This window comes from Bacillus taeanensis, from assembly GCF_003318295.1.
GTDB classification, from domain to species: Bacteria; Bacillota; Bacilli; order Bacillales; family UBA6769; genus Maribacillus; species Maribacillus taeanensis.
On record NZ_QOCW01000022.1, the window covers coordinates 59159 to 81265 of the forward strand.

A 22107-nucleotide genomic window follows, 5' to 3' on the forward strand; every position below is an offset into this window, starting at 1 on the left:
AGAATCCAATCTATCAAACGATATAACTGGAGGGATTATTTTGAAGAAGGTAAACAAAGTTTCTGCAAGTCTTATTACAGCATCCTTGTTGGCTATCCCATTTATACAATCTGCAGATACTGCACTAGCTGATAATATGAAACATCAGCAGGTTCAAAAAGGGAATCATATAACAAATACTCACAAAGAGATGAAATCTCCATTTACCATAAATGAATCAGCATGGGATAGAAGTTCACTAGTATTTAGCGAAGAAAATATAAATTCTGACGGTATTTTTTCCATCGTAAAAAATGGTGAGGATTCTCAAGCAATGCAGGGAGAAGTCATCTATGAAGTTTTCTGGGCGGAAAAGGGAAATCCAAAAGAGGGTGAGATTGTCGATACAGGAGTGATCGAAGAATTAATGCCTGGTGAAACGCAGGTACTCACTTATACACCAGAACAGCTTAAGTCTGGAAATTATATGTTTAAAGCTTACCAGCGTCCAAATCATCCCGGAAAAGGAGAACTGTGGAGCGAGTCCATAACGGTTAAAGAAACAACTGACTCAAACGAATCTATTATACCTGAACGTCCGCTCGACCAATTTTTTAATTCGAATGTAACAGAAGGGACGGCAACATTTACGGTTCCTGATGGGATGGATCCAGTCGAGATGAGCTTTACAAGCTATGTTTATCCAGATGGAGTAGTTCCTGGAGAAGACGGAAAACCATATGAGGGGCAGACGGCCTATGATAATATCACAAAAGTTTATGAACCGGGAACACATACTATTAACGTTGATTTACCGGAGAATGGATATTTCCAGACAGATCTATATTTAGGAGCTGAAATTGAAAATTTGACAGAGGATGGACATCCAATCGAAAAGATCATTGATGCAGATTATGGTTTTAACAACTAGCTAGAGGCCTTATTTACAAAAATCCCCCACTTCATAATAATCCGTAAAGGTATGAAGTGGGGGTTTATATTTTTTAAGCAAAACCTTCTTCCTGTTACATTATACTGCTTCTCAAAGTTTTAGTTCTTCTCCAACCAAACTTTGTCGATGTGCAGCCAGGCGTTTGGACTGCCTTCTGCATATACTCCGATTTTAACCACTTCGTCTTGTGTAAGGCTGATGTTATCAATGGTCACCTCAGTCCAATTCGAATGATCGGGGAAGAGGATATTTTTATATTTCTGACCGCCTTTATTAATATATAGACCAGCAGTATCAAAAGAACCGCTGCGGCGAACCTTAGCTTTAAGCGTATATGTTCCTGTTTGTAATGATTCATATCGGAACAAATTTGAAGTGAATGTTGATGAACTTGTAATATTGGCATAAGCGTTGTTGTTTTCATTATTGATTTTGATCAAAGCCATATCAGATCTTGTCCATCCCCGGAAATCATCCTGAAAGTTGGCATTTTGCAACGATACTCTAGTAACTTTTACATCATCTACCTGAAGAGATGTTCCTCCTGGGGAATCTACATAGAATCCAACATCTATTTTACCATTGGTCACAGTGACTTTAGCGGATACATTTTGATATTCCGAAGTGCCTGGTATATTTACGTAAACATCGGAACCACCGTGCTGAGTTACTTCCATTCTAGCCGTAGTAGGTCGAGTACCTTGCCGTTTCACTTTAGCTGTAACATAATAAGTTCCGTCGTCTAAACCGGTTATGGTTTGATGTAAACTTTGCTTGTAAGCTGAAGAAGAGTAGAAAAACAGTTTGTTCTTTCCGCTGTTCACATCATTGGAATCCACGCCATACGCAGCTGTTTGACCGCTTGGATGCCATGGTGTCCAGCCGCTTATATCGCCGGTTTCAAAACCATAGTTTTGGACTAAATTTCCCCAATGAGGTGTAAACTCAATATAATCGAGATTGAATGCACCTGTGTCAGAAGGAGCACGTTCAATTGTAATCAAGTTTAATCCTTTGTTTAATTTTAATTCAACATGTTTATTTCCCCAAGAACTCCAACTTGATGTGGCCGGTAGGACAATGGATGTATTTTCTGTAATCGTTTTATTGTATCCATCTTTCACATAAACGGTTGTAGAACTTTCTCCGCCTGTTCCATTGGCATATTTGAAGTTGAACCAATAAGATCCGTCTTCTGGAGCTTCGACAGCAAACATGATTTTTGGTCCCGCATTATTAGTTATTGAAGAAGCTTCAAATTTATCAACAAAACCAAAACCTGAATATCCAGCATGGTTATTATTAAAATTCGTTCCAATCCAAGATGCCGCTTCTGCTTCATATTTTCTGCTGTTGCGAGGTATGACTTTCAGTAATTTAACATCGTGCGGCTCTATATTGGCAGAGTAATTTTTCATGTATCCTAGATCTTGGTGTGCCCATAGATCACGCACTTCAGCTTCTCCGGTTAATCCTAATTCACTGATGAAATCAATACTTTTAATTGCGTTTTGATCAGAGCGGTTAAATAAACCGACAATCCATTCACCGTTTGGAAGTTGACCGACCCAGCGTTCAGTATCACGGCTTGTTCCTTCCTCATATCCTTCACCAGGATAAAAAGGATTAGCATTCTTGTAAATGGGCTTTGCTACAAGACCAAGTTTATTTAATTCAATAACTTCAGAATTTTGATAAAAACGTTCATTGTTTGATCCTGTATTGTTAATCGTGTCATATTGGTCAGCAATGGCTATAGGAGACCCTCCCAATGTGTATAGAGAGATTGTTGATCTTCTTTCATTATCATTTATAGATGCTGATCCATACCTGTTCATCCTGATGAAGTCAGCATCGAGGATCATTTGACCGCGTCCTCCAACATCAGAGAAACCTGTTAGGCCTTGGAACGGATTTTTCCATTGAGACCATGCATCTTGCCATGTTTGACTGCGTCCGCTAACATGATCCCAACCTCCATTAAACACATCTTCGTCAATGCGAACCATATCGCCATACTTTAATTCTACTTCTGCATGATTCTGCAAGTACGGCATAACAAGGCTAACGGTTAAATCTTCACCTGCAGCTTCGTGAATCCAGCGGAGAGCCGTTTCATATTCATCCCAATGAGCATTCCCAACTTTTTTATTTAAACCGCCATCCCAGCCTGTTTGATACCATGACAAGAAATCAATTCTTAGAAAGTCAGCGCCGGCATCTTTAAAGTACTGAACATATCCTTTAATATAATCTTCAGCGCCAGGTTTATTAACATCCACCCAATAAAGTGAATTTTCTCCTTGATCCGTTACAAATCGATCCCCCGGAAGCGTCACGCCATTCCAGTCTGTTGTGGTTGTTTCTGTGTTGACAATATCCCTAACTTTTAGGTTCGGATGATTAATGACAGTTTTGGAGCTGTCATTTACGGCTGCTGGAGTGACCCAAAGTGGATTGTAATAAATTCCGTATTTCAGTCCTTTTCCTTTCACATAGTCTCCCCATTCTTTCCATGTATACTGCCACTTATCATTATGTTTCAATACATAACCGTTCGGTGTTGTCTGAGTTGCTCCTTCAATCCACCCATCCAAACTAACCATGTCATATCCATAAGGAAGAAATTCTTCTGCAATCCAATCCACATTATTCTTCCATCGGTCTTCTGGAATAGCAACATTTGTTGAGTAAGGATTTTCATACGCCATCCAATACATGGGTCCAGATCCTTGGCGGGTATATTTACTATCACGAGCCAAAGCGGGGCCTGCAGAATAAATAATAACCACAGAAAAACAAATACAAATGAATAAAAGTTTGTAGAAAGCATTACTTTTTATTTGACGTAACATAATGTTCCCTCCTAATAAAATTTATTAATTTCAGAACAGAGACTTTTGGGAGTAGAGGTAACAACCAGCCGATTTGTATCACATTCTGTTAATGACAAAGTTATCCACTATGTAAGCTTGATCATTTTATAATAACTAAAGATTCTTTTAAGCGCTTTTATTTTATTGGGAGGGATGTGATAGGATATTTATTGAATATAGCTGCCGCGCTCCAAAAATTGCATGTTCAAAAAGTATAGATTTGTCACGCCTCCTTTCAAGAAAATGATGCTTTCTTTACTTTTTTTCTTCATTGAATGAACTAAGGATACAAGTTATTAGCAGTAAGCGCTTTCATTTGGTTTGATAAAGAAGTAGGGTTAGCTAAGGTGACTGGTCGTAATCATGTGTTAAGGAAGGTTTATCGTCTATTATTACTTTTACGAAATGGAGAGTTTGCTGCATTCCTGTTCAAGAAAATTACGCTTTTTTCATCACTTTATTCGCTGAGTGAATTAATTAAACGGAAATTCTGCCAATTACATTTATAGTAGCAGAAACATATTATTTTATCAATCTATTTTTACCAATTAATTCATAAAATTAAACGGTGAAATTTCGGCTGTGGTAATGATCTTATTCTATGTTTTCCCTATAATTATTTAAAGGTAATGATTGTAAAACAACAAACAGTCCCCGTTTAAATAACAGGGACTGTTTGTTCCTATGTAAGGAGGAATCTTAAAATTGTTTAGTAGATTTCCAATTCGTCCTTAGATACAGGGAAGGGGTTTATGCTATAGTATTCGAAGCAAATCCTTCATTAACTGAGCGTGACATAAGGCTCAATATAACGTTAAAAATGAAAAAGAATTTGTAAGATAAACGCTATATTAATTCCTTTCTTTGATGTTGCTAATCAATTAAGATTTGCATAGGGCTTGCAAATTTAGAGATTTAGAAACTTTAATCATTGTTATAGCATTTCCAATGTACTGACTGACATATTTTTTGCATATTCTTATATAAGAGATCTATTAAACTATTATTTCTACATAAAATTAAAAATGAGATGTTTGATATAAATAAGACAGAATTAGTAAATGTGGTTGCTGCTAAGGATGTTGATGCATTTTCCGAAACAATCTCGTTTACTTTTTAAAAATCAATCACTACCAGAGACAATAAAATCATCTTGAACCAATGCTAATGTCATATTAGGTGTGACAACATCACCTGGTTCTACTTTAAGGGAAGTTACATGTCCGCTGACTGGAATGCGTATTTCTTCATAAGTACCAACAACTGTTTTGATTAGAAATAAAGCTTCCCACTCATAAATATATGCATTAGAATCAATGTTTACTTTCTCAACTACACCAAGGCAGGGGCTAATAACTTTTTGTAAGGATAATACTATTTCGTAGCAAGGACTTGCAGGTCTTAAAATAGTTCCAATCATTCATAATTCCTCCTTATTAATTTAATTCACATTTGAACTTAACAACGACATCAAACAGTAGAACATTTTTAATGGTAGAAATAGTATAATATGTTTTGTTATATATACCTTAACATGTTATTCTTATTAGGAAACAGTTTTTGTTAACTAATCTATCATAAAAAATGGGAATCATACCAAATGATTCATTTATATTGATAGATAATATTCTTTTTTGTATAAGGGATACCGTGCGTGAAAATCTAAATCGATATTTTTGTTAGATAATATACGTTATTTTTGTATGCTATCCTACGAATTCTAGGGAATCAATAGTAATGATATTGAAGAAGGCACTTGGCTTAAGAAAGCGTACAGATAATCATCGCTTGGATATGTATGAGATTGGAATGGGAGAAAGATCTCCGATGCGCGGATAATAAAATCAGCCAGAAATTAGACAGGAAAATTATAATGTTGCAAAAGGTGATGTATCCAGCATGCTCTTAACAAACACTTTTACCATTCAATCATAAAACATTATCAAGAGGTTGGGTGAAATTATTAATCAATATAAAAAAAGAAGCCTACTTTTCATAGTAGGCGATAAAAAAATAAAGATCGACATTGGACTCGAAGGAGGAATTTATTCATGTCTTATTTTTATACTAGCATGATCTGGCTCTGTAAATGTTGATCTTGTCACGTTTTTTACCATCATTTTTACTTGTGGATTTAGTATTAAGAAGGTTTTAGTAGTATTCTTCATAAAGGAGAAAATATAAATTTCAAACTCATAACATAATGTCAAAACGATTACATATTCTAAATGAAACCTTCTAAATTTGCTATTCTAAAGGCAGACATTGACAATATCTCTCACTACATCCCCTTTTTAAATAACATGGATGCCGCGCTGATAAAATAGCGTGGTATTTTTTGTTTTAAATTTAACTTTCCGGACAGATATTTACATTTATATTAATATTAGAACTTGATAGATAGAAAATTAAGGGAAACAGAATTGAAAAAACTAGCGCCTCATTCCCACTAGATCAATTGGTCTTGAAAGGGAATAGAGCGCTAGTTTTTTGTTTAACTAACTATATGCTTTTCATTTCATGTCTTATCCTTTAAACAACTGTACAAACATCTTTCCATATGGTCCGCCTTCAACAATGCCAATGCCGATTTCTGTATAATTTTCATTTAAAATGTTTGCACGGTGGCCATCAGAATTCATCAATCCTTGATGTGCACTTTCAACTGTTTGATTTCCGGCTAAGTTCTCACCCGCTGTACGATAAGAGATCCCAAACTGCTTCATCATTTCAAATGGTGAACCGTATGTTGGTGACTGATGACTGAAATAGTTGTTTTCAATCATATCTTTTGCTTTTACACGTGCCACTTCAGTTAGTTTTGTATTTACTTTTAATGGATGTAAACCTTGTTTTTGACGTTCTTCGTTTACAAGGTTAACCATCTGTTGTTCAGCCTGAGAAAGTGCGTTACTTGTTTGTTCTTTAGTTGTTTTATTTTCTTGTTGTGGAGCTTGAACTTGCTGTGTTGGCTGTTGTGTAGCTGGTTTATCCTTCACAGTTTGGTGCTTCTTTATTTCTGTAGAGTTTATTTGAATGTTCTCTCCAAATATCTTATTTAAATAGTTTTCAAGGTCTTCAAAGTTATGAAATGTTTTTACCTCTGTTTTCATATTCTCAAAGGAATGTGTAAGTTGTGTTTGATTCATGTCTTCTGCATGTGCTTGTCCGCCCATACTAAATAATGAAGCTGAAAGCAGTGATGTAATCAGTAGTTTGTTCATGTTTTCCACCTCCAAAGGATATTCAGTTATAGCCTTCGGGTAGTGACATTCTTTTCTGTCGATTTTTCGTATGGTAAACCATGGTAATGATGTGGAGTAAAGTGAAAGCATTGATAACAAGCAAAATAGATTTTATAGTTCGCTCTTTATGATGGAAGGGACTTACCTAATTTTATGAAGAACGATTTTTAATAAAAGTTAGGGGCAGAGGGAAAAAATTATAAGTATCGAAAATTGCTTGAGGAATAAAATTGGCAGCGTAGTTATATAAGTTCCACTTAACAATCTGACATAATATACAATATTCTTTGCAAGTATTGTATATAGCGGCTTATTTTTTTGTGTAAAAAATTCTTTCACTCGGTTTCTTAGAAAAATAGGCTGTTTTTTCTTCTAAGAGAAATAGATAATATTGACAGATTGCTAGAGGGATGGTTAGATTAAAATAAATGTTAACCTTATATAAAAATAGGTTAACAAAAGAAGGGGGAGAATAATGATCGATAAGCATAAGGAACTAATTGAGAAAAGCAAACAGTATTTATGGCTGCCGTTTACACAGATGCAGGATTATGACAATGATCCATTGATTATTGAAAGTGGAGAAGGCGTCCTGCTAAAAGATACGGAGGGGAAAACATATTATGATGGTTTTTCATCGGTATGGTTGAATGTTCACGGCCATCGAAAAAAAGAACTTGATGATGCGATTCGCACGCAGCTTGATAAAATCGCCCATTCTACTCTTCTCGGGATGACGAATGTACCAGCAGTTGAGCTTGCAGAACGCCTTGCGCAGCTAACGCCTAAAGGACTTGACCGTGTTTTTTATTCTGATAGTGGGGCCGCAGCGGTTGAAATTGCATTAAAAATGGCCTTTCAATATTGGCAAAATATCGGTAAACCTGAGAAACAAAAATTTGTTACGATGACAAACGGCTATCACGGCGATACGGTTGGTGCTGTTAGTGTCGGAAACATTGATATTTTTCATAAAGTGTATAAGCCGCTTCTTTTTGAAAGTTATAAGGTGTCATATCCATATGTATATCGTCATTCAAGCGGAGACACTGATGTGTGCCGTGATGAATGCTTGGCTGAATTACAAGCAATGCTTGAAGAGCGTCACAACGAAATTGCCGCTGTTATTGTTGAGCCGATGATGCAGGGAGCAGGTGGAATGATATTAATGCCTGAGGGGTTTTTAGCCGGTGCTGCACGGTTATGTCAGGAGTATGATGTTCTTCTTATTACTGATGAAGTTGCCACAGGCTTTGGCCGCACGGGTGAAATGTTCGCCGTTAACCACGAAGGTGTTGTGCCTGACATTATTACAGCAGGAAAAGGGATTACGGGCGGTTATCTTCCAATTGCGATAACAATGACAAATGAGCGTATTTACCAAGCATTTTATGATGACTATACAAAGTTAAAAACATTTTTCCACGGTCATTCCTATACCGGTAATCAACTTGGCTGTGCTGTCGCCCTTGCAAACCTTGATTTGTTTGAAAGCGAGAAAATTGTTGCGAACGTGAAAGAAAAATCCATGCTTATAAAAGAAGAGCTCGAGTGTTTTAATGAATTAGCTCATGTTGGTGATATTAGACATATTGGCTTTATGGCAGGGATTGAGCTTGTAAACAACAAGGAATCGAAGCAGCCGTTTCAATGGGAGAAGCGTACTGGTTATAAGGTCTCCTTAAAAATGCGCGAACTCGGTATGCTGACGCGTCCGCTCGGTGATGTGATCGCCTTTTTGCCACCGCTTGCAAGTTCGCCTCAGGACTTAAAAGCGATGATTGCCATTATGAAAGAAGCGATTCAAACCGTTACAGAAGGGGCTGCTGTCGATGGGTAAAGGCATTTTTGTAACAGGAACAGACACAGAAATTGGTAAAACGTTTGTTACAGGTGGTATTGCTGCTGCTTTAAAAGAGAGCGGACATGATGTTGGCGTTTTTAAGCCGATGTTAAGCGGAACAAAACGTGAAGATCCAGAAAGTGATGCTTCTTATTTGAAAAGAATGGCAGAAGATGCGAACACATTAGAAGAAATCAACCCTTTCCAATTTGACGAGCCGCTTGCACCATATGCTGCCGCAAAGCGAGCTGGAAAAAAAGTCGCTCTTGATGAAGTGCTTGCTGCTTGGAAAAAGGTTAAATCTCGTCATGACATTTTTCTTGTTGAGGGTGCCGGCGGCTTAGCCGTACCGCTTGGGAAAGATTATCTTGTTTCAGATGTCGCTAAAGCGATTGGCTTTCCTTTACTAATTACAGCACGGCCGAGCCTTGGAACAGTTAACCATACGCTGTTAACAATTGACTATGCAAAACGGGCCGGACTTCGCGTGTTAGGGGTTGTGATTAACGGGTTAAAAGAGGATGAAATCGGTATTGCAGAAGAAACGAATCCAGCACTCATTGAACAGTTTTCAGGGGTACCTGTTCTCGGCGTCCTGCCGTGGATGGAAAATGTAAGTCGTAAGCAGACAATTGCGATGATTCAAGAGCGTCTTGATCTAACAAAATTTTTTTAAGGACAAGGGGGATCGTTATGAACGTTGATGAGCATCTGCACTGGGAAGAAGAGATCAAACAAGAACTTACATATTTAGAGGGAATTTCTCAAAAACGCCGTCTTGTCACAACGAAATACGCGGAACGCCCTTGGCTTATCATAAACGGATGTAAAATGCTCAATCTTGCTTCAAATAACTATTTAGGACTTTCAGGTGATCAGCGGTTAGTTTATGCTGCAGCGGCGGCGGCTCATACGTATGGGGCAGGTGCCACCGCATCACGTTTAATTGTTGGCAATCATCCGCTTTACAGTGAAGTGGAGTCTGTTCTTATCAATTGGAAGAAAGATGAATCAGCACTTGTAGTAAACAGCGGTTACACGGCAAATATTGGCGTTATTTCAGCATTAATGCGCCGTGATGATGTTGTCTTTAGCGATAAATTAAATCATGCAAGCATTGTTGATGGGGTTATTTTAAGCCGTGCGAAGCATCAGCGTTACCGCCATAATGATTTAAATCATTTAGAAGCACTGTTAAAAAAAGCCTCTCCTCATAAACGAAAGCTAATTGTTACAGACACTGTGTTCAGTATGGATGGTGATATGGCTGATCTTGAAGGGCTTGTGCTGTTAAAGGAGCGTTATAATGCAATCTTAATGGTCGATGAAGCACATGCAAGCGGCATTTACGGTGAAAGTGGTCAAGGGTATACCCATCACGTAAAGCTTCAAGATAAAATTGATATTAAAATGGGAACGTTCAGCAAGGCGCTTGGATCATTTGGGGCTTATATAACCGGGGAAAAATGGCTTATTGATTATCTAACAAATCGAATGCGCGCGTTGATTTATTCGACAGCACTTCCTCCTGCTGTACTTGGTGCTGCAAAGGCTGCGGTTGAAATTGTTCAAGAAGACGAGGCGTGTCGTACAGTTTTAAAAAAGAATGCTGCATATTTTCGAAAGCTGTTAACAGATTTCGGATTTCACATTTGTGGAAGTCAGTCACAAATTGTCCCCGTTCTAATTGGCAGGAATGAAGATACGATCAGATTCGCACAACGGCTTCAAGAAGAGGGAATTGCAGCGATTCCTATCCGTCCGCCAACTGTACCTGAAAACGAAGCGCGTATTCGTTTTACAGTTACCGCTGAACATAGTAAGGAAGATCTGGATTGGGCAGTTAAAACCACTGCTCATGTTGGAAAAGAGATGGGGGTGATTGCGTGAAATGTGTCCATCTCATCATGTTTCCTGGATGGGGAATGGAAAAGGGAGTGTTTCAGCCGTTATCAGAACATCTTTCAAAAAGATTTCAGCTTTCATTTGTAGACTGGCGAAATATTTCCGAATGCTCTGAAATTACAGCACGTGCTCGAACCATCGTTCAGTCGATCGACGAGCCTGTTTTTTTATTAGGCTGGTCGTTAGGAGCGATTGCAGCGCTTGATGCAGCTTCTATATATCCTAAAAATGTAAAAGGTTTGATCTTAATCGGCGCCACAAGCCGGTTTACAAGTGATAAAAACTACTTATCCGGCTGGCATCCGCGAATCGTGGAGCGGATGAAAAAACAGCTCGAGAATGCGAAAGAGAAAACACTTGTAGCTTTTTATGAGTCAATGTTTTCTATTTCTGAAAAGGAAGCCGGTTTTTATGATCAATTTATAAAGCATGTTAAAAATCAATGTCAAGGTGATCACACATTATCACTTCAAATAGGACTAGATTATTTAATTGAGAAGGATGTCCGAAAACTGCTTCAACAGATGAATGTGCCGTCATTACTCATTCATGGGAAAGAAGATACGATTTGTCCTGTTAAAGCGTCTATCTTTATGAAAGAAGAGCTAAACGAACAAGTGTCGCTCTCCATTTTAGAAAAAACTGGTCATATTCCGTTTTTTACAAAAACAGATCAATGCAGAGAGCTGATCACAACATTCATACAAGAAGGTGTTCGGTAATGATTGATAAGAAGCTTTTAGAAAAGCGGTTCAGTGAACATGCGAAAACATATGATAAGTATGCCAATGTCCAAAAGAAGATGGCCGAACAGTTAATTGATACACTCCCTAAGAACATACGGGAAAAGGAAATAACTATTCTTGAAATCGGCTGCGGCACAGGTTATTTAACTCGTTTATTAGGTGATGTATTTCCAAAAGCAAAGATTACTGCTGTTGATTTAGCGCCTGGAATGATTAAAGCAGCGAAAGAAAAAATCAAGGATCAGCGTGTTTCTTTTTTATGCGGGGATATTGAAGAAATGGACCTTCAAGGAAGCTATGATGTGGTCATTTCAAATGCAACTTTTCAGTGGCTGAATGATTTGGAGAAGGTGATCAAACGGCTGAATGCCATGTTAACCAAGGATGGTGTAATTTCTTTTTCAACTTTTGGCAGCCTTACCTTTCAAGAGCTTCATCATTCCTATAATCGGGCAAAAAGAAAGCTTCAGCTTCCAATGGATCGTTCACTAGGTCAATCGTTTTACTCGTTTGAAGAGCTGTATCAAATCTGTAAACAATCCCTTTTTTCATTAGAGACGTTTCCCGCTGACATTAACGGAACACAAAGTCTAGAATTTGAGTATTTTGAAACAGTCCGCGATTTCTTTATATCTGTAAAAAAGATTGGAGCCAATAACAGCAGCAAAGACCAATACTGCCAAAGACCGTCCTTTTTTAAAGAGCTGATTCAACAGTATGAGACAAATTATCGTGAAGAACAAGGAGTTAGAGCAACGTATCATTGTTTATTTTTCACTTGGCACCTGCCCTAAGCGTTTAAAAAGGAAAATGTTCTATATAAGAGGAAAAGAAGAGCAAGAATGTTTAAAAAATATGAAGTTATTAGAATAAGTGTAGATTAATTGGTTAACAATTTAATATGTAATCAATAAAAACAATAGATGATCGGAATTTGATAGTGAAAGATGCAGGAAAAAGGAGAGATGAAGAGGTGTCAGCACAATTTTTACAGCTTCAAGATATTTTTATTCGCACAAAAGAAGCGGCTCAAAGCTTTATGAAAATATTAGAGCCAACAATTGAAAATGCAAAAGAAGAGCATGAACGTTTGTATTTTCACCATATTTATGAAGAAGAGGAGCATCGGCTTGATCGGCTGGAAAGTGTGATCCCGAAACTAGAATACTTCTTACAGAACATGGACGGACAGCATACGAATAATCATGAGTTTGTAAAGCTTCTGCAAGATGTAAGTTTAGAGAAGTTTGGTCTTCATAATTTTCTCGAACATTTAGATTTGGCATTATTTCAATTTAAAAGTACAGAACATGAAAATACGTTACAAGGTTTAAGAGATTTAACATATAACGATTATCAAAAAAGCAAGGAATTACTACAGGTTCTAAACGATCAATTTGATGGGGCTGCCAATTCAGCTGCTTCTATCCCAACAGATGAAAAAGAGGGTATAAATGAACATTTGAAAATTGAAAAATATACAACAGAATCACCTGCTTCAAGAAGTTCTGAACCTATCGGAAAGCCTGCTAAGCGGTTAACAGTAGGAAGTCTTAAAACGAAAAAGGAGATTATCTAAAATGGACAAACTAACACGTTATGCTGATTCGCCATTAAATGAAACAGATTGGCATCAGTTAGATGAAACGGTTATTGAAAATGCGCGGAGAAATTTAGTTGGAAGAAGGTTTATTGATATTTACGGGCCATTAGGTCAAGGTGTGCAGTCTGTTATCAATGATATTTATGAACAATCCGAATTAGGAGTTGTTAGTATCCATGGGAATTCACTAGAACTTACTGAACCAACACGCCGCGTTCATCTTACAATTCCAATGTTATATAAAGATTTTCAGCTGTATTGGCGCGATATTGAACAAGCTAAAACATTGAATCTTCCTATCGATTTTTCAGCAGCTGCAAATGCTGCCGCACAATGTGCATTACTGGAAGATGACCTTATTTTCAATGGTTCAAACCAATTTGATTTTCCCGGTTTGATGAATGTAAAAGGCCGTTTAACACATATCCGCAGTGATTGGATGAAATCAGGTAATGCCTTTAGTGATATTGTTGAGGCAAGGAATAAGCTGCTGCAAATGGGAAATACAGGTCCTTATGCATTAGTTGTTTCTCCTTCCCTTTATGCACTGCTTCATCGCGTTCATCAAGGTACAAATGTGCTTGAAATTGAGCATATTCGTGAACTTGTAACAGATGGTGTGTATCAATCACCTGTTATTAAAGGCGAAGCAGGTGTTGTTGTCGCAACAGGACGACATCATCTTGATTTGGCGATCTCTGAGGATTTTGATACGGCCTATATGGATAGTGAACATATGAATCATTTTTTCCGCGTCTATGAATGTGCGGTACTAAGAATTAAAAGGCCAAGTGCCATTTGTACACTTGAAGATCCAAAAGGAGGAAAGTAGGATTTTTTTCAATCCTGCTTTTTTTATTGTTTGTTAGTTGACGAAACAAGCTTGGCAGGCAAGCCGATAACCGTTATCTAACAAGCTTCCAAGTTTTTCGGTTTCACTTTTAGTAGACTCAGATAACAAGTTTGCTCCTGTTAAAATTTGGACTGTACATTTGCCGCATTTACCTTTTTTACATTTATAATTTATTTTTTGATTTTGCGTAAGCGCAGCATCTAACAGAGTGAATCCTTTTTTGAGGCTTACTGAAAAAGATGATTGATTTTGCAATAGCTGAATCGTTTGATTTAAAGTGATCCCTTTTAAGGGAGACTTCTTTGAATAAAGTAATGGATGACTGATGCTTGCGTTTGAAGCACTCATTTTCTTTGGCATAACGTTTATGAACGGCTCTTGTGTTTGTTTTATCGTATGCTGCTGTTTCAATGATCCAACTGTTAACTTTTTTTGACGCATCTTGATCACTCATTTCTAAAATTTACAGGTTAGGCAATTTTAAATAATTGTTTTTCTTTAGCGATGAATGTGAAATCTTGATCTTGCTTTAACGAGTGATACCCAATATCTTGGATAATTGCCTTTACTTCGTCAATAAAAGGTTTCGTATAGGATCCTTCATTAACCGTACAAAGAAGTTTCAAATAGTGGATTTTCTCCTCTGTTTTCATTTTCTTGTAAGAATGATTTTTTAAGTCACACACTTTTTTATGAACCGGTGAAGCAATCAGGCTAATGTCATTTACATGAACCATCATTGGTGAACCGCTATCTGTAATAAAGCTAAGGTGGTAAAAGACTGAACCAGAATAATCGAGATTTGTGATAACAGGATAATCAAATACTTCTCCTGATCGAAGTTGAATCTTTTCTGCTTCAATGGCTCCGCCGACTTTTCGCTCGTTTGAGACAATTGTATAAATATCCATTAATCCATTCACTTGAGAATTCATTAGTTAATCTCCCCCTTAGATGATAATAGCTCTCATTATCATTATATTAATCTCCATTTTACATGAGAATGATTTTCATTTCAATAGATAGATAATTCCAAATAATTCATGGAATCTTCCTTTTTTTGAAATGAGTAAAAATCCGCAATCTGTACATATTAAGAATGGTTTCAAATTAAAACTATATGGAGGCGAAAAAAATGAATCGAAAATTAATGTTTTTAATCGTATCAGCTCTTCTTTCATTAAGTGTGTTATCTGCATGTAATTTAGATAACAACAATGACATGGTTGACCCTGAAGATGTGAACTATGAACCTGTTCGCTATGATCGTAACAATGATCGCGGTATAGATGATATGAGAGGTAACTATTTAGACAATGAAGGAACAGATCTAAATAATAGAAATAACGATCTAGACAATGGAGGGTTGGATTTAGATACAGATCCTAGAAATGTACGTGATCGTGAAGAGGTTGATACACCATTTAATATGGATGAAGAAGAACCAGATTTAGATGAAGAACCGTCAGAAGAACGACGCGGTCAGTAATAAATAAACTATTCATAGATAGAGGGCGTCTCAATAGAGGATGCCCTCTTAAACTTATCAAATATATAGCTGCTTTTTATTAACAACCTACTGTATATTAGGTGGGGAGGGTCTGACCCTATGCTTTTGCACCATTTTCCATCGTATCAACTGCATTTTTTATGGCGTCACATGTTTCTGCCACTCCATGTTTTGTTCTGTCACGTCCTTGGTCAACGGCAGATTGATTGCGATTTTTCTCAGTTATTTGTGATTCCTCCTAAAGCTGTTTTTCGACCTTAGTATAAGAAAATGTCACTACAGAAGTTTTAGAGGTAGGACAGACGCTTTATCGTACCTTCTCCTTTAAATCACCCCTATTAACGTTATTTACATAAAAAAGAAAAAGAATTCCATATTAATGAATGGAATGGTAAGAGGTTGATAAATTAGAAACATTACAGTTGTTATTTTTCCTCGTTTATTTGAATAAATGACTAAAAGGATGAAGAAAACATGGGTACACAAGCTAAAAAGAGACATGTGATCATGCTTATTATTGATTCCTTAATGAATCCGCCCCTTCAAGAAGCTGTTAAACAGGGAAAAGCCCCTGCACTAAGTTTTTTTATGGAGCATGGAAACCATTATCCACATGTCGTCAGCTCTTTTCCAACGATGTCTGTCAATATTGATAGTACGCTTCTAACCGGTACGTATGCTGATGTTCATAAACTCCCTGGATTAGTTTGGTTTAATGACAAAGAAAAACGTCTTATCAGTTATGGCGGCCATATAAGAGAGCTGTTAAAACTCGGTCTTGTAAAGTCACTGAAAGATATTCTTTATCATTTAAACAATACTCATTTAAGTAAAGAAGTGAAAACCATTTATGAAGAACTCGCTGATAGAGGGAAATTATCAGCTTCGATTAATGGGCTGATGTACCGCGGGAGCACGGAACATCTCTTAAAAATACCCAAATTAATAACCTTTTTCATGCCGCTTGGAAATATGATAACAAACGGACCAAACTTGTTTACTTACGGAGCTTTATCCCAGCTTGGTCCATTAAACCGGAATAACCATTTTTGGCAAAAGTACGGGTTCAATGATAAATTTGCTGCTCAAGAATTAAAATATCTTATTCAAACAGGCAACCTTCCAGCTTTTACACTCGTTTATTTTCCGAACCATGACCAAAGTGTCCATAAAAACGGTCCGATAGATATAAAAGGAATTGAAAAAGTGGACAGACAGCTTCAAAACGTGTTAGATGCTTATGAGTCTTGGGAGGAGGCTTTACAAGACAATATTTGGATTGTGATGGGGGACAGTGGACAAGCCGCTATCTACGGGGATCGAAAAACAGCATTAATTGATTTAAAACAATTATTCAAATCTTACCGGGTGATGAAATTAAAAGAAGGAGTACAAGAAAACGATCAAATTGTACTTGGTGTCAATGAGCGAATGGCGTTTATTTATTCTTTAGATCTCAAGCGTTTACCGCTTGAGGATATAGCGAAAATTTTACAGAAGGACGATAGAATCGATGTGATTGCTTGGAAAAATAAAGAATATATTGATGTAATATCTTCTGGAAGCGATGAAAAGCTTAGTTTTAAACCTAATGGAGAATACATCGATCGGTTTGAACAATCTTGGTCTTTAACAGGTAATACAGACATTTTAGACCTTACATTAAAGAACAATGAAATTTCTTATGATAACTACCCGGATGCATTGGCTCGATTATACAGTGCCCTAACTTCTCATGAAGGCAATTATCTCGTTATAAATGCAAAGCCTGGTTTTGAATTTATCGGTGAAGGCTCTCCAACCCATGTTGGAGGGGCAAGTCATGGGGGGATGCATAAACAGGATTCGCTGGTCCCGATGATTGTAACTGGAACAGATTCTTCTCCAAAATATTTACGAATAATTGATTTGAAAGCTTGGGTTTTAAAACTTATCGATTAATAAAAATCTTATGTTATTATCGAAGTTAAAGGATAATAAAAAGACTCCAACATTATACTGCTGTTGGAGTCTCCTCTTTGGTACCTTCACCTAGTGCAAGCTGATGGAATGTCATTTCAGGACGGCTGCCAACACGAATGTTCACACCCGTTTGCCCCAGACCTTCACTAATGTAAAATGCTTTTCCATCATAGTAATGCAATCCTTTCACCATATTCATGCGCATCATTTTTCGACCTAACTTTGCAAGGTGATACGGTTTAGGCCAATGGATTTGTCCGCCATGAAAATGTCCTGAAAGAAGGTAATCAAAATGAAAGTTTTTCATATGAAGAACAAGGTTTGGATCATGTGTAAGAACTAAGTTATATCCTTCTGTTATGCCTGCAAATGATTTTGCTAAATCGCTTCTGTTTGTACTAGCATCATCCACACCAATAATATTGACTCGTTTTCCTCTAATCGTAATCGTATCATTTTCATTTTGCATCGTTTTGCAGCCATACTGCTCTAACGTCTGTTTTAAGACATTAAAGTTTTTTCGGCGTAAGACGTAATCATGATTGCCAAATACAGCATAGATGCCAAACTTAGGAGCTAATTGGTTAAAGGTTTGTAAATATGGAATTAACTTTGGAATGCTGCGTTTGCGGTCTAGAAAGTCGCCCGTAAGCGCAATGAGATCGATTTTTTCATGTTTTAGTTTGTTGTATAATTGTTCAGGAGAAATTGAAATATTTTCAAGATGCATATCCGAAATGTGCAGGACGTTTAGAGGAAGTTCTTGATAATCAGAGTTATTGCCATTCGTTAGACTAATGCTATTTATAACAACCTGTTCGGTGTTTTTATATGCTTTATAAAAAAGAACAAGTAATGAAGTTAAGAACAAAAAAATAAAAAAGATATTCATTATATCCTCTCCCCATAAATCATTATAGAGAGTAGAAGAGGATATTGTTAGCGGTAATTGGTGGGAGAATTTCCAAGCGGATGATTAACCATACTTAACTTCCATATTTTTGGAGGAGCATTTCTTTTGACATAAACAAATACTTAGGGAATTGTTTTTTTATTGCTGAAAAAGAAGAGACTGATGATAACAAGCATATTGGCAGATGCGCAATCGACTTAAACCATTTATAAAATGGATTGATGATATAAAATGATTCAAATCCAAGTCTTCTGGAGCCTGTTGTTAAAGATGTAATCCCAACAATTCCTTTAATTTCACCGTTTTTCTCATGACTATTGATATAAGTTACCAGCCCAGGAAGTGAACTTTCTACACATTTACAAATAAAACGCCCTTTTCTTATTTCGCCCTTTATATGCTTCATTTCGTGAATTAAGCGAACGTTGTGTAAATGAATTTTTACTAAAAGATCGTTCTTTTTTATTTGTGTTCCATCAAACAAGGTTACATTTCTTCCTCTATAACGAGTCAGCCTGACTCGAAAAATATTGTTTTTGCCATCCATTCCTTTATCTAAATAGGTAAGTCGAGTAAACATGTAATAAATGGGGTCAAGGATATTCCATATAGTTAATAAATGATCTTTCATTTTCTTGTTTATTCCCTCTTTTCTTAAGTAATGGACACCATTATTGTTATCTTAAAAATAAAAATTATAATGGATATAAAAGGAAATGAAATTCACTCATTTATGCTTTGGTTAAGGATACTGATCATTCAGTTAAATTGAAAATGAATTAGGTTTGTAAGTGATAATTGTCAGTATTTTATTAACATATTTCATCGAAAGGTTCAAACAATAAGCCCGTCAGAAGAATCATTCTTTTGAACAAAAAATAAAAGAGGTGTTAAAGAAGATGAATAATCTGCGTTGGCTAACAGCATTATTCAATACCGGACGAAGATCCCAACAGGTGTTTCAGCTATTTGGAAATAGACGAAATAACAGAGGCGGTATGATGCTTTCTTTATTAGGAGTAGGAATAGCAGCTTATAGCATGACAAGAGGGCGTAACAGAGAGATGATGCGAGCTGTTATACAACCAATTCAAAACAGATTTAATAACCGACAAATGCAAAACATGATGCCGAATAATAATCAATAAGAATCATTTCTACTCTTATCTCTACTCTTTTGAGTAGAGGTTTTAAAAAAGTTTAGGGATATGAAACTTTAATAATCAGCCTTTAGTTATAAATTATTTCACCACTTTATTTTATGAAAGTATAGAGAATGGATTTTATTTAGTTAAAATATCCAGTTTGTTTTTTGTGAAACGATCCATTAGCCGCGATGAAAAAGTGTCAAGATGATTTAGAATTATTTGCGCTTGCGACAGATAACGAGAGTGCAAAACAGATGTATACAAGAAATGCTGAAAAAAAATTGACTAAGCGCTTACAAAAGTACAGTGATTTTAGAGCAGGAAGTGTTTTGCTGAGAAATCTGTTGAATGATCATAATAACAAATTATGTTAATAGATGCACATTCATTTGTCGATTCGACAAATGAATGTGCATCATTAGGCAGGTGAAAAAAGCCGCTTATCTTGCTGTAACATCTTTCATTGCGTCAGAAATACGGTCAACTACTGCTTTTGCACCATCTTCCATAGTATCCACTGCATTTTTTATAGCATCACCGGTTTCTTCCACTCCACGTTTTGTTCTGTTACGTCCTTGATCAATCGCAGAATTATTTTGGTTTTGCTTAGTCATTTTTCATGCCTCCTAAAATCATTTTTCAATCTTAGTATAAGAAAATACTATTTTGTTATTCGTACATTGGATTCATAACGAGCTTTACTCCTAAAAAGTGTTGATATTATCTAAGAAAGCAAAGGTTTTTAAACTAACAGCGCATATTTTAAGTAAGAAAAAAGTACTTTCTCGAAACAAAGGCATATGATAATTTTGTATACCTTTGAAGGGAATGAACAAAATGTATCCATATTCTTATTACGGTCATATGAACACACCATTATATAACCGAGGCTTTATGGCAGAGAATCATCAAGAAATGTATCAAAGAGCAGCTGAACTGCTTCTTAATAGAATTAAAAGAGAATCTTCAGCTCTTGACCTTTACAGCCGATTAGCAAGTGCAGCGCCTAATCAAAAGCATAAAAATCAAATTCTTTATGCTTTAGAAGGAAAAAAAGTTCATTTAAAACAATTTACTGATCTTTATTTTATGCTTACTGGAAGAGAGCCTGTCTATGAAATGGATACAATTCCTTTTCACAATTATCGCGATGGTTTAAAAAAAGCTTATCAAGCAGGATCAGCTGGTTATAGAGACTATCAAAACAGTTATTTACTTACGCAGCATCCTCAAATTCGTAATGTACTTTTGTGGGTCCTTACTAGTGAACAAGAGAATGCTAAACGGTTTGAATCGTTAAAGAAGGAAGTGTTAGATGGCATAAAAGATTATGGTAAAGAGCCGTTTGTTGTAAATATTGATGAGGTGACGAAGCGTAATAATACGTACCGCACCGCGTTGTGGACAGGAAATAATCTGCAGGTGACGTTGATGAGTATTAATGTTGGCGATGATATCGGGCTAGAAGTGCATCCGACAATTGATCAATTCATTCGTATTGAAGAAGGGCAGGCGCTTGTGCAAATGGGTGACAGCAAAGATCAATTAGATTTTGAAGAAGAAGCTTATGATGATTATGCGATTATGATTCCCGCCGGAAAATGGCACAATGTCATCAATACGGGTAATACATCGCTTAAATTATACGCGATCTATGCCCCGCCTGAGCATCCATTTGGCACTGTTCATAAAACAAAAGCAGATGCAATGGCTTCTGAAGAAAACGAATATGATTAATGAATGGAATAAAAAAATATAAGGAATTTAAATGGAGAAAAAGACATTCTGCTTTAATTTTACAAAGTAAGTATGTCTTTTTCTTCATTTTAAAGCTGACGCTGTACAATACGATTCATGTAACGTATATGAGTTTTTTATTTGTCCTTTCTTTATTTAAAATGTTCAGATATCAACCCGTCCGCTTTACGAGACAACCTTGGTACGTTCACTATGCTCTTGTGAAGCTTTACATAGTTGCCGAACTGATTATCACTACTTACTTATTAGAACAAAATAAAAAATGGTTAAAAATGCTTCCTATTTTAATCATTTTAATAAGCGATGCTTTTTTAAAAAAGATCAATTTCTTAAAAGTAAAAGGAAGCTATTGGGTAACTGTTTTTCTAATAAGATTCTCTGCACATTTATTCGCATTCCTGTTTCAAAAATGGATCACAAAGTTATATTAATAGTATCTTCAAAGAAATGAAAGGATAAGAGAATAGTTCATTACGTTTTAAATGTAGATATTCTAAGCTGTCCTCATTTTGGGAGGGGCATTTGCGGCTTTAATCCCTTCAGGTGTCTTAACTAACACTCATCCAAGTAGCATCTGTTGTCATAGTGGGTCTTCTATTGCTTAGCTTAATAGCGATGCCAATTTTATTACCTGCTTTGATGGGATTAATTAACAAGATAAATCGTTTTAGTAAGAAGTGAAAAAGTAAAAGAGGCTGGGACAAAACCCTAGTCTGAAAACCTAAAAAGCATGTGAAATTTTACGCTCAGTAAAATTTCACATGCTTTTATTTTTTTCATAATAAAAAGGACATCTTCTGATAAAATTTAAGTA

Annotated in this window: 21 protein-coding genes and 1 pseudogene; 14 read left to right on the forward strand and 8 right to left on the reverse strand. The window is 36.4% G+C overall.

What is annotated here, in order from left to right; all coding sequences use genetic code 11:
* Nucleotides 1-40: 40 nt before the first annotated feature.
* Entirely contained in the window at nucleotides 41-910 is an 870-nt protein-coding gene (locus DS031_RS17470; protein ID WP_113807349.1) for a hypothetical protein, read from the forward strand.
* A gap of 119 nt (nucleotides 911-1029) precedes the next feature.
* On the opposite strand, the gene DS031_RS17475 is transcribed toward DS031_RS17470, so the two are convergent.
* The 3 genes from DS031_RS17475 to DS031_RS17485 all read right to left on the reverse strand — a co-directional run bounded on the left by DS031_RS17475 (nucleotide 1030) and on the right by DS031_RS17485 (nucleotide 7031).
* Nucleotides 1030-3651 carry a carbohydrate-binding protein gene (locus DS031_RS17475; RefSeq protein ID WP_181833218.1) on the reverse strand — a complete coding sequence of 874 codons (2622 nt, stop codon included), beginning with the start codon at nucleotides 3649-3651 and terminating at the stop codon, nucleotides 1030-1032.
* A gap of 1279 nt (nucleotides 3652-4930) precedes the next feature.
* Nucleotides 4931-5227, reverse strand: a complete 297-nt coding sequence (locus tag DS031_RS17480) for a biotin/lipoyl attachment domain-containing protein (protein WP_245947513.1) — start codon at nucleotides 5225-5227, stop codon at nucleotides 4931-4933.
* 1105 nt (nucleotides 5228-6332) lie between these two features.
* Nucleotides 6333-7031, reverse strand: a complete 699-nt coding sequence (locus DS031_RS17485) for a CAP domain-containing protein (protein WP_113807351.1) — start codon at nucleotides 7029-7031, stop codon at nucleotides 6333-6335.
* 496 nt (nucleotides 7032-7527) lie between these two features.
* On the opposite strand from DS031_RS17485, the gene bioA reads away from it, so the two are divergent.
* The 7 genes from bioA to DS031_RS17520 all read left to right on the forward strand — a co-directional run bounded on the left by bioA (nucleotide 7528) and on the right by DS031_RS17520 (nucleotide 13981).
* Complete coding sequence (gene bioA / locus DS031_RS17490) at nucleotides 7528-8892, forward strand: adenosylmethionine--8-amino-7-oxononanoate transaminase (RefSeq protein ID WP_113807352.1); 1365 nt, start codon at nucleotides 7528-7530, stop codon at nucleotides 8890-8892.
* Nucleotides 8885-9571 (forward strand): dethiobiotin synthase, encoded by a 687-nt coding sequence (gene bioD / locus DS031_RS17495; protein ID WP_113807353.1) that lies wholly within the window; start codon nucleotides 8885-8887, stop codon nucleotides 9569-9571. The genes bioA and bioD overlap by 8 nt, the downstream gene beginning before the upstream one ends.
* A 17-nt stretch (nucleotides 9572-9588) precedes the next feature.
* Nucleotides 9589-10785 (forward strand): 8-amino-7-oxononanoate synthase, encoded by a 1197-nt coding sequence (gene bioF / locus DS031_RS17500; protein WP_113807354.1) that lies wholly within the window; start codon nucleotides 9589-9591, stop codon nucleotides 10783-10785.
* A complete protein-coding gene (locus DS031_RS17505) occupies nucleotides 10782-11522 on the forward strand; it encodes an alpha/beta fold hydrolase (RefSeq protein WP_113807355.1) in 741 nt (246 codons plus the stop codon). Before bioF ends, DS031_RS17505 begins: the two co-directional genes overlap by 4 nt.
* Nucleotides 11522-12340 (forward strand): malonyl-ACP O-methyltransferase BioC, encoded by an 819-nt coding sequence (gene bioC, locus DS031_RS17510; protein WP_113807356.1) that lies wholly within the window; start codon nucleotides 11522-11524, stop codon nucleotides 12338-12340. Before DS031_RS17505 ends, bioC begins: the two co-directional genes overlap by 1 nt.
* Nucleotides 12341-12519: 179 nt before the next feature.
* A complete protein-coding gene (locus DS031_RS17515; protein ID WP_113807357.1) occupies nucleotides 12520-13125 on the forward strand; it encodes an IMEF encapsulin system ferritin-like cargo protein in 606 nt (201 codons plus the stop codon).
* Between the two features lies 1 nt (nucleotide 13126).
* The gene (locus DS031_RS17520) at nucleotides 13127-13981 is read left to right on the forward strand and encodes a family 1 encapsulin nanocompartment shell protein (protein WP_113807358.1); all 855 of its coding nucleotides are present in this window, start codon (nucleotides 13127-13129) and stop codon (nucleotides 13979-13981) included.
* 33 nt (nucleotides 13982-14014) lie between these two features.
* Here the strand turns inward: DS031_RS17520 and DS031_RS17525 are convergent, their stop codons facing one another.
* A complete protein-coding gene (locus DS031_RS17525) occupies nucleotides 14015-14443 on the reverse strand; it encodes a 2Fe-2S iron-sulfur cluster-binding protein (protein WP_245947514.1) in 429 nt (142 codons plus the stop codon).
* A 29-nt stretch (nucleotides 14444-14472) separates the two neighbouring features.
* Complete coding sequence (locus DS031_RS17530) at nucleotides 14473-14937, reverse strand: hypothetical protein (protein WP_113807359.1); 465 nt, start codon at nucleotides 14935-14937, stop codon at nucleotides 14473-14475.
* Nucleotides 14938-15137: 200 nt separating this feature from the next.
* Between DS031_RS17530 and DS031_RS17535 the strand changes: the two genes are divergently transcribed.
* Together DS031_RS17535 and DS031_RS17540 are read left to right on the forward strand one after the other, a co-directional pair.
* Nucleotides 15138-15491, forward strand: a complete 354-nt coding sequence (locus DS031_RS17535; protein ID WP_113807360.1) for a hypothetical protein — start codon at nucleotides 15138-15140, stop codon at nucleotides 15489-15491.
* Between the two features lie 495 nt (nucleotides 15492-15986).
* Entirely contained in the window at nucleotides 15987-17453 is a 1467-nt protein-coding gene (locus tag DS031_RS17540) for an alkaline phosphatase family protein (RefSeq protein WP_113807361.1), read from the forward strand.
* Nucleotides 17454-17505: 52 nt separating this feature from the next.
* On the opposite strand, the gene DS031_RS17545 is transcribed toward DS031_RS17540, so the two are convergent.
* Nucleotides 17506-18366 (reverse strand): metallophosphoesterase, encoded by an 861-nt coding sequence (locus DS031_RS17545; RefSeq protein WP_113807362.1) that lies wholly within the window; start codon nucleotides 18364-18366, stop codon nucleotides 17506-17508.
* 94 nt (nucleotides 18367-18460) lie between these two features.
* The gene (locus DS031_RS17550) at nucleotides 18461-19018 is read right to left on the reverse strand and encodes a YkoP family protein (RefSeq protein ID WP_113807363.1); all 558 of its coding nucleotides are present in this window, start codon (nucleotides 19016-19018) and stop codon (nucleotides 18461-18463) included.
* Between the two features lie 268 nt (nucleotides 19019-19286).
* On the opposite strand from DS031_RS17550, the gene DS031_RS17555 reads away from it, so the two are divergent.
* Nucleotides 19287-19535 carry a hypothetical protein gene (locus tag DS031_RS17555; protein ID WP_113807364.1) on the forward strand — a complete coding sequence of 83 codons (249 nt, stop codon included), beginning with the start codon at nucleotides 19287-19289 and terminating at the stop codon, nucleotides 19533-19535.
* A 188-nt stretch (nucleotides 19536-19723) separates the two neighbouring features.
* Nucleotides 19724-19909, forward strand: coding sequence for a DUF1657 domain-containing protein (locus DS031_RS17560; protein ID WP_113807365.1), 186 nt, complete (start codon nucleotides 19724-19726; stop codon nucleotides 19907-19909).
* Nucleotides 19910-19975: 66 nt separating this feature from the next.
* Here DS031_RS17560 and DS031_RS23805 read toward each other — a convergent pair whose 3' ends face one another.
* Nucleotides 19976-20149, reverse strand: coding sequence for a hypothetical protein (locus DS031_RS23805; RefSeq protein ID WP_181833219.1), 174 nt, complete (start codon nucleotides 20147-20149; stop codon nucleotides 19976-19978).
* A 223-nt stretch (nucleotides 20150-20372) separates the two neighbouring features.
* Here DS031_RS23805 and DS031_RS17565 point away from each other — a divergent pair, with 223 nt between their 5' ends.
* Together DS031_RS17565 and DS031_RS24275 are read left to right on the forward strand one after the other, a co-directional pair.
* On the forward strand, nucleotides 20373-21272 hold the full coding sequence (locus DS031_RS17565) for a cupin domain-containing protein (RefSeq protein WP_245947515.1): 900 nt from the start codon (nucleotides 20373-20375) through the stop codon (nucleotides 21270-21272).
* Between the two features lie 518 nt (nucleotides 21273-21790).
* Nucleotides 21791-21974: pseudogene (locus tag DS031_RS24275) on the forward strand (hypothetical protein); the annotation flags it as partial.
* Between the last annotated feature and the right edge of the window lie 133 nt (nucleotides 21975-22107).

What these genes read in the sequence shown, in the direction of transcription:
- DS031_RS17475 (WP_181833218.1), bottom strand. Translation starts at nt 3,651, where the DNA reads ATGTATTGGATGGCGTATGAAAATCCTTACTCAACAAATGTTGCTATT.
- DS031_RS17480 (WP_245947513.1), bottom strand. Translation starts at nt 5,227, where the DNA reads ATGATTGGAACTATTTTAAGACCTGCAAGTCCTTGCTACGAAATAGTA.
- DS031_RS17485 (WP_113807351.1), bottom strand. Translation starts at nt 7,031, where the DNA reads ATGAACAAACTACTGATTACATCACTGCTTTCAGCTTCATTATTTAGT.
- bioA (WP_113807352.1), top strand. Translation starts at nt 7,528, where the DNA reads ATGATCGATAAGCATAAGGAACTAATTGAGAAAAGCAAACAGTATTTA.
- bioD (WP_113807353.1), top strand. Translation starts at nt 8,885, where the DNA reads ATGGGTAAAGGCATTTTTGTAACAGGAACAGACACAGAAATTGGTAAA.
- bioF (WP_113807354.1), top strand. Translation starts at nt 9,589, where the DNA reads ATGAACGTTGATGAGCATCTGCACTGGGAAGAAGAGATCAAACAAGAA.
- bioC (WP_113807356.1), top strand. Translation starts at nt 11,522, where the DNA reads ATGATTGATAAGAAGCTTTTAGAAAAGCGGTTCAGTGAACATGCGAAA.
- DS031_RS17520 (WP_113807358.1), top strand. Translation starts at nt 13,127, where the DNA reads ATGGACAAACTAACACGTTATGCTGATTCGCCATTAAATGAAACAGAT.
- DS031_RS17525 (WP_245947514.1), bottom strand. Translation starts at nt 14,443, where the DNA reads ATGCGTCAAAAAAAGTTAACAGTTGGATCATTGAAACAGCAGCATACG.
- DS031_RS17530 (WP_113807359.1), bottom strand. Translation starts at nt 14,937, where the DNA reads ATGAATTCTCAAGTGAATGGATTAATGGATATTTATACAATTGTCTCA.
- DS031_RS17535 (WP_113807360.1), top strand. Translation starts at nt 15,138, where the DNA reads ATGAATCGAAAATTAATGTTTTTAATCGTATCAGCTCTTCTTTCATTA.
- DS031_RS17540 (WP_113807361.1), top strand. Translation starts at nt 15,987, where the DNA reads ATGGGTACACAAGCTAAAAAGAGACATGTGATCATGCTTATTATTGAT.
- DS031_RS17545 (WP_113807362.1), bottom strand. Translation starts at nt 18,366, where the DNA reads ATGAATATCTTTTTTATTTTTTTGTTCTTAACTTCATTACTTGTTCTT.
- DS031_RS17550 (WP_113807363.1), bottom strand. Translation starts at nt 19,018, where the DNA reads ATGAAAGATCATTTATTAACTATATGGAATATCCTTGACCCCATTTAT.
- DS031_RS17555 (WP_113807364.1), top strand. Translation starts at nt 19,287, where the DNA reads ATGAATAATCTGCGTTGGCTAACAGCATTATTCAATACCGGACGAAGA.
- DS031_RS17560 (WP_113807365.1), top strand. Translation starts at nt 19,724, where the DNA reads ATGAAAAAGTGTCAAGATGATTTAGAATTATTTGCGCTTGCGACAGAT.
- DS031_RS23805 (WP_181833219.1), bottom strand. Translation starts at nt 20,149, where the DNA reads ATGACTAAGCAAAACCAAAATAATTCTGCGATTGATCAAGGACGTAAC.
- DS031_RS17565 (WP_245947515.1), top strand. Translation starts at nt 20,373, where the DNA reads ATGTATCCATATTCTTATTACGGTCATATGAACACACCATTATATAAC.